Origin of the sequence: Micromonospora sp. NPDC005299 (assembly GCF_042872345.1) — a bacterium.
Classification (GTDB): domain Bacteria; phylum Actinomycetota; class Actinomycetes; order Mycobacteriales; family Micromonosporaceae; genus Micromonospora.
On record NZ_JBIAKG010000007.1, the window covers coordinates 176,525 to 190,776 of the forward strand.

At 67.4% G+C, this 14,252-nt stretch carries 8 protein-coding genes and 1 pseudogene; 8 read left to right on the forward strand and 1 reads right to left on the reverse strand.

What is annotated here, in order from left to right; translation table 11 throughout:
* Positions 1-79 precede the first annotated feature (79 nt).
* The 7 genes and pseudogenes from ACFYPD_RS21305 to ACFYPD_RS21335 all read left to right on the forward strand — a co-directional run.
* On the forward strand, positions 80-2,542 hold the full coding sequence (locus ACFYPD_RS21305) for an AAA family ATPase (RefSeq protein WP_387116079.1): 2,463 nt from the start codon (positions 80-82) through the stop codon (positions 2,540-2,542).
* Complete coding sequence (locus ACFYPD_RS21310) at positions 2,539-2,955, forward strand: hypothetical protein (RefSeq protein ID WP_387116081.1); 417 nt, start codon at positions 2,539-2,541, stop codon at positions 2,953-2,955. The genes ACFYPD_RS21305 and ACFYPD_RS21310 overlap by 4 nt, the downstream gene beginning before the upstream one ends.
* Before the next feature lie 19 nt (positions 2,956-2,974).
* Positions 2,975-6,943 carry an AAA domain-containing protein gene (locus ACFYPD_RS21315; protein ID WP_387116083.1) on the forward strand — a complete coding sequence of 1,323 codons (3,969 nt, stop codon included), beginning with the start codon at positions 2,975-2,977 and terminating at the stop codon, positions 6,941-6,943.
* Between the two features lie 246 nt (positions 6,944-7,189).
* Positions 7,190-7,654, forward strand: coding sequence for a hypothetical protein (locus tag ACFYPD_RS21320; protein ID WP_387116086.1), 465 nt, complete (start codon positions 7,190-7,192; stop codon positions 7,652-7,654).
* A gap of 1 nt (position 7,655) precedes the next feature.
* A complete protein-coding gene (locus ACFYPD_RS21325; RefSeq protein WP_387116088.1) occupies positions 7,656-8,324 on the forward strand; it encodes a hypothetical protein in 669 nt (222 codons plus the stop codon).
* 103 nt (positions 8,325-8,427) lie between these two features.
* The gene (locus ACFYPD_RS21330) at positions 8,428-11,508 is read left to right on the forward strand and encodes a DUF3427 domain-containing protein (RefSeq protein ID WP_387116090.1); all 3,081 of its coding nucleotides are present in this window, start codon (positions 8,428-8,430) and stop codon (positions 11,506-11,508) included.
* 106 nt (positions 11,509-11,614) lie between these two features.
* A pseudogene (locus ACFYPD_RS21335) lies at positions 11,615-12,172 on the forward strand (HNH endonuclease); the annotation flags it as partial.
* 85 nt (positions 12,173-12,257) lie between these two features.
* Here the strand turns inward: ACFYPD_RS21335 and ACFYPD_RS21340 are convergent.
* The gene (locus ACFYPD_RS21340; RefSeq protein WP_387116093.1) at positions 12,258-12,965 is read right to left on the reverse strand and encodes a DUF6218 family protein; all 708 of its coding nucleotides are present in this window, start codon (positions 12,963-12,965) and stop codon (positions 12,258-12,260) included.
* Between the two features lie 210 nt (positions 12,966-13,175).
* On the opposite strand from ACFYPD_RS21340, the gene ACFYPD_RS21345 reads away from it, so the two are divergent.
* Positions 13,176-14,138: an exonuclease domain-containing protein gene (locus ACFYPD_RS21345; RefSeq protein ID WP_387116096.1), complete on the forward strand. Its 963-nt coding sequence runs from the start codon at positions 13,176-13,178 to the stop codon at positions 14,136-14,138.
* Positions 14,139-14,252 lie beyond the last annotated feature (114 nt).

The window sequence follows — 14,252 nt, forward strand, 5'->3', positions numbered from 1 at the left end:
TGTTTCCCAGCAATCCCCCGCAAGCGGGTTGTTTGTTGAGGCAACAATACTTAGCGTCGTGCCTGGAAGGGAGACCCGTATGGCCCCGGACCAGTCCCTACTTGACCAGGTTTTTGACCGGTTGGCCGAGGACAACGTCGCCGACGAGGTCGTAGATCTTGTGCTCGCCGCATATGTCGGGGACGACCAGCTCGTCGCCGTCCTCGCCGGAGAGCCGGTCGACCTGCCGGAGCGGGACCCATCCACTCGACCACGTCCACAGCCGCTCTACTTGGAGTCCATCACCGTCGCCGGCTTCCGGGGCGTCGGTCCACAGCAGAGCCTGCGGTTGCAGCCGCACGCCGGCCTCACCCTCGTGGTGGGCCGGAACGGCTCCGGCAAGTCGAGCTATGCGGAGGCCGTGGAGCTGGCCCTGACCGGCGACAGCGCGCGCTGGGCCGACCGCAACAGCGTGTTCAAAGACGGCTGGCGCAACCTGCACTGCGGCTCGCCGTGTGAAATCGAGGTGCTGCTCCGGGCCGAGGGAGCCGCGAAACCCATTCGAGTACGCCGTTCCTGGCGCGATGACCACACCGAGGCGCACCAGGGGGTCGGCCACGTCCTGGCGGATGACGGGAACCGATACGCGGACACCACGGAACTGGGGTGGCAGGAGCCGCTCGAGGCCTACCGTCCGTTCCTCACCGCGAGCGACCTCGCTCGGCTCGTCACCTCCACGCCCAGCGGGCTCTTCGACGCCATTGCCCCGATCCTCGGCATGGACCCGATCGTTGAGGCCGACAAGCGGCTGATGCGAATGCGCAAGGATCTGAGTGACCAGGTCTCGGCCGTCAAGACCGCGCGCGAGGCGCTGCGTGCCGCGCTCGCCGGCGTCGACGACCAGCGTGCGCAGACCGCGGTCGCGCTCCTCGCGAAGCGGGCTCCCGACCTCGAGGCACTCGACCAGCTGCTCGCCGACGCCGGTAGCGACACCAACGACCCGGTCGCCGTCGCGGCCCGCCGCCTGGTCGCCGTAGCGCTGCCAGACGCGGCATATGCCACCGAGGTGGCCGATGAACTCACCGCTGCGGCGGCGCACGTCGCTGAGCTCTCCGCTACCCACGCTGGCACGGCCGAGCAGGCAGCCCAGTTGCTCCGGATGGCGGTCACCTTTCACGACGAACACGGCGATCGCCCGTGTCCCGTTTGTGGCACCGGCACCCTCGACGCCGCCTGGCGCACCCGTGCGGGCGACACTATCCATCGGATCCAGCGCGAAACCGTCGCTGTCGAGGAGGGGCACCGGCGGCTCCAGGAGGCGCAGGCCCGGGCCGCGCGGCTGCTCGACCTGGACCGGCACATCAGCAGCGACGACCTCGAGGCGTTGGCCAGCTCACTCGACCAGCCTGAGGTGGTGAAGCGGTTCCGCGCGAAATCCGACGAGCTGCGCTCCGCCGCACCCCAGCTCTCCCCCGACCAACTCGCCGCGCACCTCCGGATCGCCTATCCGCCGCTGCTCGAGGCGTTCACCGAGCTGCAGGACGAGACGAGCGCCTGGCTGCGGCAGCGCCACGACGCCTGGCGTGAGCATGCCGTCTCGCTGCAGGACTGGCTGAATCGGGCGCGGGTCGGTGTGCAGAACGACGCGAAGCTCAAGCGGGTCAACGCCGCCCGAGACTGGCTGAAGACCGCAATCACCAAGCTGCGAGACCAGCGGTTCGAACCCTTCGCCCAGCGCTCGCAGGAGATCTGGGACGAACTCCGTCAGGAGAGCAACGTCGAGCTGAGCGGAATGCGGCTCGACGGCGCCAACACCCGCCGCAAGATCTCCTTCCCCGCCAGGGTCGACGGCACCACCACCTCCGCGATGGCGGTCATGAGCCAGGGTGAGCTCCAGGCCCTCGGTTTGTCGGTGTTCCTGCCCCGAGCCTGCGCCGATGACAGCCCGTTCCGGTTCCTCATCATCGACGACCCGGTGCAGAGCATGGACCCATCGAAGGTCGATGGCCTGGCCCAGGTGCTCGCCAGCCTGGCCGATACCCGACAGGTCGTGGTCTTCACCCACGACAACCGGCTGCCCGAGGCGGTACGCCGGCTGCGCATCGAGGCCACCATCTGGGCAGTGACCCGACGCGATGAATCGGTGGTGGAAATCCGGAAGAACAGCGACCCGGTCGAGCGGTACCTCAACGACGCCACCTCGATCCTGAAGGCGGAGGAGCTCGCCGACAATTCCCGCTATCCCCTGGTGTCCGGCTTCTGCCGTTCGGCCCTTGAGGCCGCCTGTCATGAGCGGATCCGGCGGGAGCGGATCGCGCGCGGTGAGCGGCATGGTGAGGTGGAAGAACTCATCGAAAAGGCGCTGACGCTCAACCAGGTGACCGCACTGGCGCTCTTCGGCGACCTGCACCAGGGCGGCAAGGTGCTCCCGAGGATCAACCAGTTCGGCAGGTGGGCCGGTGACGCGTTCCAGGCCTGCAAGCAGGGCATACATGGACCGGGCACGTTCGACCTCGAGGTGCTGGTCCGAGACGCGCGCCGGCTCGCGGAGCACCTGCGATGACCGCCGGCCCGCTGGGAACCATGCCCCAGAGTTGCCTGGACGCCGCCGATCAACTGCTGTCCAGCGTCGTACGGGGCACCCGTGGCGCCTGGCCGCGCGCCTGTGCCTGGTTGCTCCGGCTCGCGCTCGAGGCCGCCATGGACGACTACTGGCGGCGCTGCCACCCCGAGGTGTTGCCGATGCGCGCCCGCTCGCCGCAATTCCTGATCCTCGACCGCTACGCTGGCCGGCGCATCGCCGCCCGGGCCGGATACACGTGGTCGGCGCTGTCCCGCGCCGGCCACCACCACTGCTACGAGCTCGGTCTCACCGCAGGGGAACTGGGCCGACTGCGGGAGATGGTGGCGACAATCATCAGCGACCTCGCTGCCGAGCAGGTCGTGCGGCAACGGGGGGTCGAGGACGATGCTTGACGTAGAGCGCCTGCGGCGTGTGGCAGCGGCCGCGGACCGCTGGGCCAAGTCGCTCATCGACACCTCCGGCAACAACAGGCTGCTGTACTACCGGGATCTCAAGGCAGGGACCCTCGCCCTGGCCGCGGCCGACCCGACGGCGGTCATCCGGCTGCTCTCCGGCAAGCCGCAGACCCTCGGCCAGCTCTTCCCGTTCCCAGAGTCACGTGCGGACGCGCAGCGCCGCCTTCGGAACATCCGGGCCAAGATGCGGGAGCTGTCCGAGGAGCGCGGTCTCGACGCCGGCTACGTAGTCACCGGCATGGCCACCTGGCGCGAGCCGGACCGCACGCCCCGCGCGCCTGTGATCATGCACCCGCTGCAGATCGACGCGACGAGCGCTACCGAAACTGACTTCCGGCTACGGGTCGAAGCCTCACCCATCGTCAACCCGGTGCTGCTGTTCAAGCTGGCCCGCGACTACGGTCTGACCATCACCGAGGACGAGCTGCTGGCCGAACTGCCCGAGGCCGGTTTCGCGCCAGACGCGCTGCTCAACCGACTCAACCGCGCGGCATCGCGGGTGCCGGAGTTCGTCGCCGCATCGACGCAGGTCATCGGCACGTTCCTCTACGAGAAGCTGCCGATGGTGCAGGACATCGAGAAGAACGGCGAGCTGCTGGCCGCCAGCGACGTCATCGCCGCGCTTGCTGGCGACGTCGCGGCCGGCACTTCGTTGGCCTCGCCGGTCTCGGTCACTCCCTCAACACCAGACACCGTCCCGCTCGGCGACGAATTCCTGGTGCTGGATGCCGACTCGTCGCAGAGCTACGCAATCAACGCGGTGGTCGCCGGCCAGCATCTCGTCATCAAGGGTCCGCCCGGCACCGGCAAGAGCCAGACGATCGCGAACATCATCGCCGCGCTCGCCGCGCGCGGCCGTACCACGCTCTTCGTCGCCGAGAAGCGGGCCGCCATCGACGCGGTGCTCAACCGCCTCACGTCGGTCGACCTGGACGACCTTGTCATCAATCTGCACGGCGGTGGAACCAGCCGACGCGAGCTGGCTCAGGCACTGGGCGGCCGACTGCAGCGCATCGCACAGGAGCGGCAGCCGCAGCTGCAGGACCTCGGCCGGCAACTGCTCGCCCGCCGGGAGCAGCTCGTCGCCCACGACAACATGCTGCACCGGCGGCACGCGCCGTGGGACATGTCAGCGTACGAAATCCAGGAGCGGCTGATCGCGCTCGGAGCTGGCGCCCGCACAGCGTTCCGTTGGCGGGCGCCGATGCTCCAGCGGCTGGACCCGGCCGTGGCCGAGCAGCTGTGGCGAGCCGTGGGCGAGTTGGCGCGGCTCGGCGTATTCGACGGCTCCATGCCGTCCAGCCCATGGCAGGCCGCGACCGTCGAGGCGACAGCGGCGGTCCCGCAGGTCATGGCGGCGGCCGGGCAGGCGGCGTACGAGATCCTTCCCGAATCTCAGCAGTTGCTGCGCACGCTGACCAGTGAATGCGGGCTGCGACCGCCGCAGACTCGGACTGCCTGGCGCGACCTGCTCGCCCTCGTCCATGACGTCACCGGGTCGCTGGACCGCTTCGCGCCGGAGGTGTTCGCCGGGGAACTCGACCGCTGGATCGCCGCCACCGCCGACCGGCGCGGCCGGAAGTCGGCCACGGTGTCGCTCGGTTGGCTGGAGCGGCGGGCGGCGGTGAAGGAGGTTCGCGCCTTCTGGGTGGGTCCAGAGAAGCCGGCCCGTAAGGATCTGCACGCCGGGCTGCTCGCCGTGGCCGATCAGCGGAGCCGCTGGCAGCGGTGCTGCCAGGAAGACAGCCAGCCGCGTGGGGCCGACTGCCTGCCCACGGCGCTCGCCAATGCGGATCACCTGGATCGGTCGCTGGCTGTGCTGGAAGCGGTTCTGCCCGCCACGTTCACCGATGCTCCGGAACGGCTTCAGCAACAGCTCTCCGCCCTGGCCAGCGACCAGTTGGGGTTGCAGCGGGTGGCCCGGCACAACGAGCTGCGGGCGGCGTTGCTCGGGTGGAACCTGCACGCGCTACTAGCCGAGCTGGCGGAGCGCCGGGCCGGGGCTACCGAGGCCGAGCACCTGCTGGAGTACGCCTGGCTGCACTCCATCCTCGATCACATCGCCCTCGCTGACGCCCGCTACGCGGGCCTGAACGCCGAGCTGCTCACAGCGGCAGTCACCGACTTCCAACGGGCGGATCACCAGCACATCGAGGCCACCCCTGGTCGGATCCGGCGCGCGGCGGCGGCGCACCTGGTCGCCACGCTCGACGCCAACCCGGAGCAGCAACAGCTCGTCCGCAAGGAGGCTGTCAAGAAGGCCCGGCACCTGCCCGTCCGAGAGCTGTTCCGGGCTGCACCGGAGGTATTGCTCGCCGTCAAGCCCTGCTGGGCGATGAGCCCGCTGCTGGTGAGCCAGGTACTGCCGGCGCAGCGCCTCTTCGACGTCGTAATCTTCGACGAGGCGAGCCAGGTCGAGCCCGTCGACGGCATCACCTCGATCATGCGCGGCCGGCAGATCGTGGTCGCCGGCGACGAGCACCAGCTGCCACCGACCCGGTTCTTCGACAGCGGCGACGACGACTCCGCCGCTGACGAAGATGGCGAGACGGCGCTCACCGACGACGTGGAGTCGCTGCTCCAGGCCTTCGCCACCGCGCTCCCGCTGTCGCAGAACAAGCACCTCGCCTGGCACTACCGCAGCCGGGACGAGCGACTGATCGCCTTCTCCAACCTGCACATCTACGCGCCGAACGGCAACGAGCTGGTCACCTTCCCGGGCGCCGCCACGGAGGGCTGTCTGACACACGTGCTGGTAGACAACAACCCGGTCGGCTACGGGCCGGGCGACCGGGTGAGCGCCGAGGTCGGCCGTGTGGTCGAGCTGATCCTGGAGCACGCGGAGAAGCGCCCAGACGAATCGCTGGGCGTCATCACCATGGGCATCAAGCACGCCGAGCGGATCGAAGCGGCCCTTCGTCGTGCGTTGATCGACCGCGGCGGCTTCGACGAGTTCTTTCAGGAGCGGGGCGAGGAGCCCTTCTTCGTCAAGAGCATCGAGCGGGTGCAGGGCGACGAGCGGGACGCGATCATTCTGTCCGTCGGCTACGGCAAGGGGCCAGACGGCCGGATGCTCTACCGGTTCGGGCCGATCAACAACAACGGCGGCCACCGGCGCCTCAATGTCGCGGTGACTCGGGCACGGCAGCGCGCCACGGTGGTCAGCTCGTTCAGCGCCCGGGACCTGGACCCGAACAAGCTCAACGCCCATGGCGCCAAGCTGCTGCGCAGCTACCTGGAGTACGCCGAGAGCCAGGGCGAGCGGCTCTCCACCGTCGACACCGCGCCCACACTCAACCCGTTGGAGGCGGACGTGCGGGACCGGCTGACGGCGGCCGGGATTCCACTCGTCGCTCAGTACGGCGCCAGTGGCTACCGGATCGACTTCGCCGCCCAGCATCCCGATCGGCCGGGCGAAATGGTGCTGGCGATCGAGGCGGACGGTGCCACCTATCACTCATCGGCGACCGCCCGGGACCGTGACCGGCTGCGACAGGAGCACCTCGAGCGGCTCGGCTGGCGCTTCCACCGCATCTGGTCCACAGCCTGGTTCCGCAACCAGGACCAGGAGGTCGCGCGGGTAAAGGCGGCCTATGACGCAGCCGTCGCCGAGGCGAGCCGACCGGCGGCGGTGAAGCGGCCGGTGGTGCGGCCGCGGCCGGAGAGTGTCCCGCCGTCGTCCACCGAACCAATCCGCAGCATGCCGAAGCCCCAGCTCTACCCGGGCGCCCCCATCACCGAGTACAGCCGGAGGCAGCTCGCCGCCTTGGTGGCGTGGATCAATAGCGACGGCTGTCTACGTACCGAAGAGCAGATCATCACGGAGGCGATGCAGGAGCTGGGCTTCCGCCGGCGGGGTCAGCGCATCAACGCCGCCATTCGGCTCGCGATCCAGGACGTCCGCCAAAGTGGGACACCTCGCTAGCGCTTAGGAGCGACGCGACGAGGTGGTAAGGGGACGGGCATAACCTCCGACCTCGGACAATCACTCTCGCCGGAGGCATCACCGCTGCTACGAGCTGAGGCCAACCCTGGGGGAGCTCCAACGGCCGCGAGACCGGTCGCAGTAGTCATCATGGACCTCGCCGCCGGACATGTGCTGCAATCAAGAGCCGATGCTGAATCTCCAGCCTCCTGATGGGGACGCTGACTCATAGGGAATTACTCAGACATGCAGTGGTTGGTAGGACAGGACCCGTGGTCCGAACGCCTGGCCGTGGTGCCGTTGGCCCAGGCAGTGCAAGACGTTGAGGCGATCGGGACCATCGGCGCCGCTCAAACTCTGGGCGAGATTCGCCAGTCAGCTCCGGCGCTCGCAATCGTGCGCGAGTGGTACGACCCCGACCGCTGGGACGAGCATGCCGAACTGGACTCGTTGCCAGACGACACACCCTTTGACGTTGAGGATTGGCTAGGAGAATGCACGTGGCAGCCCGTCGTGCGTCTTCGAACGGCCGAGCTGGCGCCGCAAGACTTGCTTGAGGAGTACGGCCGCTTGGATGATGGGTTCGGCATCGACTACGAGCCCGCACCCTGGTTGTCAGTAGAAGACCAGCCGGCAATTGAGGCCCGTCTACGCAAGATGGACTACGAGATCGTCCACGATGATGCACTGCTTACGGCATACCTTGGCTGAGGTGCCGCACACGCTGAAGCATCTGAAGTGGGGGAAGGATCAGCACATGAACCCTCCCGATCCGGAGCAAGCCGCCATCTCGTTTGTCACCCTTCTCAGCAAGGCAGCCGCATTAGTAGACAGCCGTTGGTTCCTGCTCCCGGTCGCGCGGAGTGGCATCAGTGAAGCAGTAACCACCTACCGCGAACGCGTGTATTGCTACGAGCTCTACCACCAGATCCGCTCGCTGAACGAAGCAACGACAGGCCCTGCCGCTGCTGGCGCCCCCGACTACGTGCTGTCGGGAGAGATAGACAAGGCGGGCTTGAACACGGTAATCGACGGGGGGCGGCATAAGCCGGACATGGTTTGGCATATCCCTGGCCGCTGGACTCACAACGCCGTCGTACTCGAGGTGAAGGCTGCGGACCATCTGGGATCTGAGCCATTGCGCAAGGACCTAAAGACCCTGGGCGCGTTCCTCGAGGCGCGACGCGGGTACAAACGCGGCGCCTTGCTCGTCTTCGGCGACACAGACAGCAGTGTGCTCCGGCGACGGGCTCTTGAGGCGGCCAACGACGTCGCGTTACCTGAACGGACGCGGCAACGGATCCTGCTACTTTGGCATCCGGCGGCGCGGATGCATATCGAAGACCTGGGAACTCTAGCCCGCATCGCTGAGGAAGAATGATGTCATCGTGATGAGGGATGCCTGCAAGCTCCTGGCTCGACGGGCAACTGCCTTACAACCGCAGGGGCAGCGCAATGGCACGCCAGATGGTTAGCTTCCCCGCGTGACTGATCTTGAGCCGGGCGTCTATCAGCATCTCATCACTCAGCAGCTCGCTGAGCATCTTCAGCACGTTGATTCCGCTCTGGTCCAGCACGACAAGCTCGACCCCGCCGACGCTCACCACGTCCTCAGCAGACACATCGCAGCCCTCGCCCACCGCGTGCTGCTCGCCCTCCCCGGCGGTGAGGACAAGCTGGCACGCCAGGTCCAGGCGGCTAACCGCATCGCCGAGGCGATCGCGGCGGTTGAACCACGTGCCGTCAGCACGAAGGACCAGGTCGCCGACGCGAAGAACCTCCTGCACGCCATCGCCGCCCCACCCACCCCACCGGCGCAACCGTCCTTCCCGCAGCGCCCGACCACTCCGCTCTCCATCGGCGCGCTTCTAGTGAACGGCAAGCACCAGCCGCGGATTGGCCACGAGGTCACGCACGAGATGGCCTCCGCCGAGCACGTCGACCTGCTCTGCGCGTTCATCAAGTGGCACGGCCTGCGCATCGTGGAGCCCGCCATCCGCGACGTGATCCGGCGCGGCGGCCGACTCCGTGTCATCACCACCACGTACATGGGCGCGACTGACCAACGAGCCATTGATCGGCTCGCCGAGTTGGGCGCCGACATCAAGGTCTCCTACGAGACCCGGACGACCCGGCTGCACGCCAAGGCGTGGCTGTTCCGCCGAGGCAACGGGACCACCACTGCGTACGTCGGCTCGTCGAACCTCTCGAAGTCGGCGCTGGTGGACGGGGTGGAGTGGAACGTCCGGATCTCCAACATCGAGCAGCCGCACGTCATCGACACCTTCACCGCGACGTTCGAGGACTACTGGAACGACCCGGCGTTTGAGGACTACGACGCCGCCAAGGACGCGGAGCGGCTCCGACAGGCGCTCAGCGGTGAGCGCGCTGACGATGCACCGACGCAGATCGCGAACCTGGATGTGCGGCCGTACCCGTATCAGGCGGAGATCCTGGCTGACCTGGATGCGGAGCGGCAGGTGCACGGCCGTCACCGCAACCTAGTGGTGATGGCCACGGGCACCGGCAAGACGGTGGTGGCAGCGCTGGACTACCGGCGGCTACATCGGTCAGGCCAAGTCGACTCGCTGCTCTTCGTCGCGCACCAGCAGCAGATCCTCAAGCAGAGCATGTCAACCTTCCGCCAGGTCATGAATGATGGCAGCTTCGGCGAGATGCTGGTCGGGGGCAAGGAGCCGACCCACTGGACCCACGTCTTCGCCTCGATCCAGTCACTGCACCGCCGGGAGATCAACCCCGACGCGTACGACATGGTGATCGTTGACGAGTTCCACCACGCGGAGGCGCCGACGTACGCCCGGTTGCTGGAGCGGCTGCGGCCGCGCGTACTGCTGGGGCTGACGGCGACTCCCGATCGGGCTGACGGCGGTGATGTGCGCCGGTGGTTCGACGGCCACGCGGCGGTGGAACTGCACCTGTGGGATGCCTTGGAGCGGCAGTTGCTGGCGCCGTTCCAGTACTTCGGTGTGCACGACGACGTGGATCTGTCGCACCTGCGGTGGAAGCGCGGGCAAGGGTACGACCCGGCGGAGCTGGACGGCCTCTACACCGGCAACCACGCGCGGGCACGGATGGTGCTGAAAGCGGTACAGGACACGGTCGATGTGGGTCGGATGCGGGCGCTCGGGTTCTGCGTGAGCATCGGGCATGCCGAGTTCATGGCGGACTGGTTCAACCGGCACGGCGTACCGTCGGCCGCGGTGACCTCGCGGGCGGACCGCGCGGGACGGACCCGCGACGGCCTGCTGCGGGAGTTCAAGGCCAGCGAACTCCGTGTGCTGTTCACCGTCGACCTGTTCAACGAGGGTGTCGACCTGCCGATGGTCGACACGATCCTGATGCTGCGGCCCACCGAGAGCGCCACCATCTTCCTGCAGCAGCTCGGCCGTGGGCTACGGCTCGACGACGACAAGCCCTGCCTGACCGTGCTCGACTTCATCGGCGGGCAAAACGCCAACTTCCGCTTCGACCTGCGGTGGCGGGCGCTGACCGGGGTCAACCGACGGGCCGTCGAGGCGGCCGTCCGGGATGACTTCCCGTCGTTGCCGAGTGGCTGCCATGTCCAGCTGGACCGGGTGGCGAAGGAGATCGTGCTCGCCAACCTCAAGTCGGCGCTGCCGACGTCGCGCAACGGACTGGTCGGCGAGCTGCGCCAGCTCGGTGACGTGAGCCTGGCCGACTTCCTGCGGGAGACCGGCCTGGAGATCGAGGACGTCTACCGATCGGCAAGCATTGGCGGGTGGGCCGGGCTGCGGTGCCTGGCGGGCATCGACACCTCGACCGGCGGGCCGGACGACCGCGAGCTTGGCCGAGCCATCGGCCGGATGCTGCACACCGACGACGTCGATCGGCTGAACCTGCTGGCCAAGGTGGCAAGCGGCGAACACCCCGGCGGCGGACGGCTGCTGGACATGCTGCACTTCAGCCTCTGGGGGCCGTCGGTGCCGCTGACCGAGCGCGATGCCCGGCTGAAGCGGCTCTGGGCGGAGCCAGCGCGCTGCACGGAGCTGCGCCAGGTCGCCGAGGTGCTGCGAGACCGCATCCACCGGGTCACGGTGGAGCCGGAGTCGGCGCGGGTGCCGCTGCGGGTGCACGCACGCTACAGCCGCAACGAGGCGTGCGCGGCCTTCGGGATGGCGAACCCAGGGTCGTTGCGCGAGGGGGTGAAGTGGCTGCCGGACGAGCAAGCCGACCTCTTCTTCGTCACCCTGGTCAAGGCCGAAGAGCATTACTCCCCCACAACGATGTACGCCGATCGGGCTATCACCGACCGCCTTTTCCAATGGGAGTCGCAGAGCACCACGTCGTCGGCGTCGGCGACCGGGCAGCGCTACATCCACCACGCCGAGCGCGGGTCGACCGTGCACCTGTTCGTCCGTGAGACCAAGCTCGCCGACCGCGACCTGGGCGCGCCGCCGTACCTGTACGCCGGGCCGATGACGTACCAGGAGCACAGCGGCGACCGGCCGATGCGCATCCTCTGGCGGCTGCACCACCCGCTTCCCGCCGACATGTACGCCGCCGCCCGGGCCATTGCCGCATGAGCACCGGGCAGGAAGTGCTGGAGCGTCTGACCTCGTTGCGCCTGCACCAATAACGTGGTGGGGCGTCTTGATGCTGCACCGCATCTGTCCTACGCCGGGATCCCGGGTGCGGCGGGTCGCTCACGCCCTGGTGGAACAACACTTCCCGCCCACCACCCACGCCAGACGTCCTTACCGCGGCAAGCCTGGACCCGACGACATCCTCCAGGCGACCGGCGTCACACCGAGCTCCACTCGCCATCGGGACGCAGCCTGGCGGGCCGGCGTGGGACCGGCAGTGCGCGTTCTGCGGCTACGACGGTCAGCTTGCCACGCCACCGTGGCGTAGAGACGGCACACGTGCGCCGGTGGGCCGTCAATGGCCCGGATAACCTCGACAATGGACTTGCGTTGTACGTATTGCACCGCAAGCTCTTCGACGTCGGCGCGCTGGGCCTTGATGCAGGCCTGCGCATCAACGTGTCGGCCGCCTTCAACGCGAGAACGAACGTCGGGCGCAGCGTTTACCGACCTGCACGGCCGGATATTGAGGCCGCGTACGGGCACCGCGTTCCCGCCTATCGGCCATGTCTCCTGGCACCGTTACGAGGTGCTTAAGGGAGAGGTGCTTAAGGGAGAGGTGCTTAAGGGAGAGGTGCTTAAGGGAGAGGCGCTGAACACATAGAGGCAACGGCGTTGCCGGCGGGCAGGCGCGCCACGAACGACATCGCCAGTTGATCAGCGCACGCCCATTCCCTTGGCTCCCTGGATCAGGCAGCCTTGCGTTGCTCCGCGCCCTCAACCGCCGCGCGCAGCCTTGCTAGCCACCGCGGGGGTAGCGGCCGCGGGTCCCCAAAAGACCGAAGATGGGGCCTGCGATACCGCACCTGCTCCGTGTCATGCCACAGCTGAACTATCTGTGCTAGCCCTGTGGTCAGGGCCAAAGCACTCGCCGCCACCGGCGAAGCCGCCGACCTCTGCACCCCAACCGCTCGCGACATCAGCTCCGAGTAATCGGGGATTTCGGTCGGCCACACCAGGGGAGCAACCTTTGACTTCGCCGTCTGACGGTATTCCTCTGCAGCCGCGGCGATCAGCGCCCGATGTTCCGCGACCTCTTCAAGAAGGTCAGCCAGCACAAGGACATTCCTTCGCATCGCGGCGGAGAGCCGAGCCGGCATGTGTCCAGCAAGCTTGTCGAGGACCCCGGCCGACGTGTCACTGCTCCAGACGACCAAACACCGGTCCCGCAGCAGCTCCATCAACCTCTGGAAATAAGAGTTGCGCTCGTCGAGCAGATCCAGGCCAAGAACCCATGCCCCTACCGCTTGGCCCGTTACGCCTAGCCGCCAAATAGCCAGCGCATCGGAGCCGGATTCGTCACGTCCGACGGCAAGGACGGCATGACCGCGTGCACCCGGCACGTAGTCCATCTGTGCAGACAGCTCGTCCTCGTGTGCCTCGACAGCTGAGGTCATACCTGATCCTTGATCGTTTGACGATGGGATGACCACCCTAGCGGTACCTGCCGACAACCTGGACTCAGCTGGGTGGCCACCTCAATCGGGATGCCTGCCCAGCCGGCCGTTGCCTCAGACAACCGACCGAACAGCCGACAGGCAAACGCAGGCGAGGTTTGACCGAAAGGTGGACCAGGGGCCCGCAAGGCGACACTAAGGTAATTGATCATGGGTTCATGGGTCGCGATCGATTTTGAGACGGCTAACGAGTACCGAGGTAGCCCATGCGCCGTTGCCATGGTCGCCGTGCAGGACGGCAAGGTTGTCGAGCGCTGCAACACCTACATCCAGCCTCCCCCCGCAGCCGACTACTTCTCCCCCTTCTGCGTAGCACTGCACGGAATCACTGCTCGACACGTGGAGAACGCACCCAGTTGGCCACAAGCGCTCAAGCAAATCGTCGAGTTCGTCGACGGCCGGCCGGTGGTGGCCCACAATGCCGCCTTCGATCTCGGCGTCATCAGGAGCGCCTGCGATCTGATGGACCTGCCGTGGCCGGATCTGACCTACGCCTGCACCCTCGTGATCGCACGTCGCACCTGGCAGCTCATCTCGTACTCGCTCCCCTGGGTAGCCGACGCGGCGGGTCATCAGCTTCTTGACCACCACGACCCCGCAGCTGATGCTCACGCGGCTGCAGCGATCGCCCTTGCGGCACAGCGGATTCACGGCGTTGAGGAGCTACCCGAGCTCCTAAGCGCCACGCGGATCAGGTTCGGCGCACTCTCCGGCGGCGAGTGGAACGGGTGTCGCTACCACGCCCCGTCGCCCTCGGGGGCTCGATCTTCTCTTCCGGGCGCGAACCCAGATGCAGACCCCGACGGCCCCTTCTACGGCCTCTCCGTCTGCTTCACCGGAACGCTGCTCGCCATGAACCGTGATGAAGCACGCCACCTCGTGGCCGAAGTAGGTGGCCAGCCCGTGGCAGGCGTGTCCAAGAAAACGGACGTGCTGGTTATCGGCGAACAAGATCTCAGGCGGTTCAGGCCCGGGGCCAAGACCAGCAGCAAACACCAGAAGGCCGCCGCGCTGCTTGAGGCCGGTCACTCGATCGAGGTCGTATCAGAACTGGACTTCTTGCAGCGACTTGCAGCCACCGAAGGCGTCTCGCTACGAACCACACAAGCGTGAAGCACCAAAGGCTCCGGACCAGCGAGTCACGCCGCCTGGATCCAGGTTCTGATCCACTCCGCCTTTCGCGATCCGGGGCTGGTGGCCGCCGACGCGTAGTCGACGGCCAACAGC

What these genes read in the sequence shown, in the direction of transcription:
- ACFYPD_RS21305 (WP_387116079.1), top strand. Translation starts at nt 80, where the DNA reads ATGGCCCCGGACCAGTCCCTACTTGACCAGGTTTTTGACCGGTTGGCC.
- ACFYPD_RS21310 (WP_387116081.1), top strand. Translation starts at nt 2,539, where the DNA reads ATGACCGCCGGCCCGCTGGGAACCATGCCCCAGAGTTGCCTGGACGCC.
- ACFYPD_RS21320 (WP_387116086.1), top strand. Translation starts at nt 7,190, where the DNA reads ATGCAGTGGTTGGTAGGACAGGACCCGTGGTCCGAACGCCTGGCCGTG.
- ACFYPD_RS21340 (WP_387116093.1), bottom strand. Translation starts at nt 12,965, where the DNA reads ATGACCTCAGCTGTCGAGGCACACGAGGACGAGCTGTCTGCACAGATG.
- ACFYPD_RS21345 (WP_387116096.1), top strand. Translation starts at nt 13,176, where the DNA reads ATGGGTTCATGGGTCGCGATCGATTTTGAGACGGCTAACGAGTACCGA.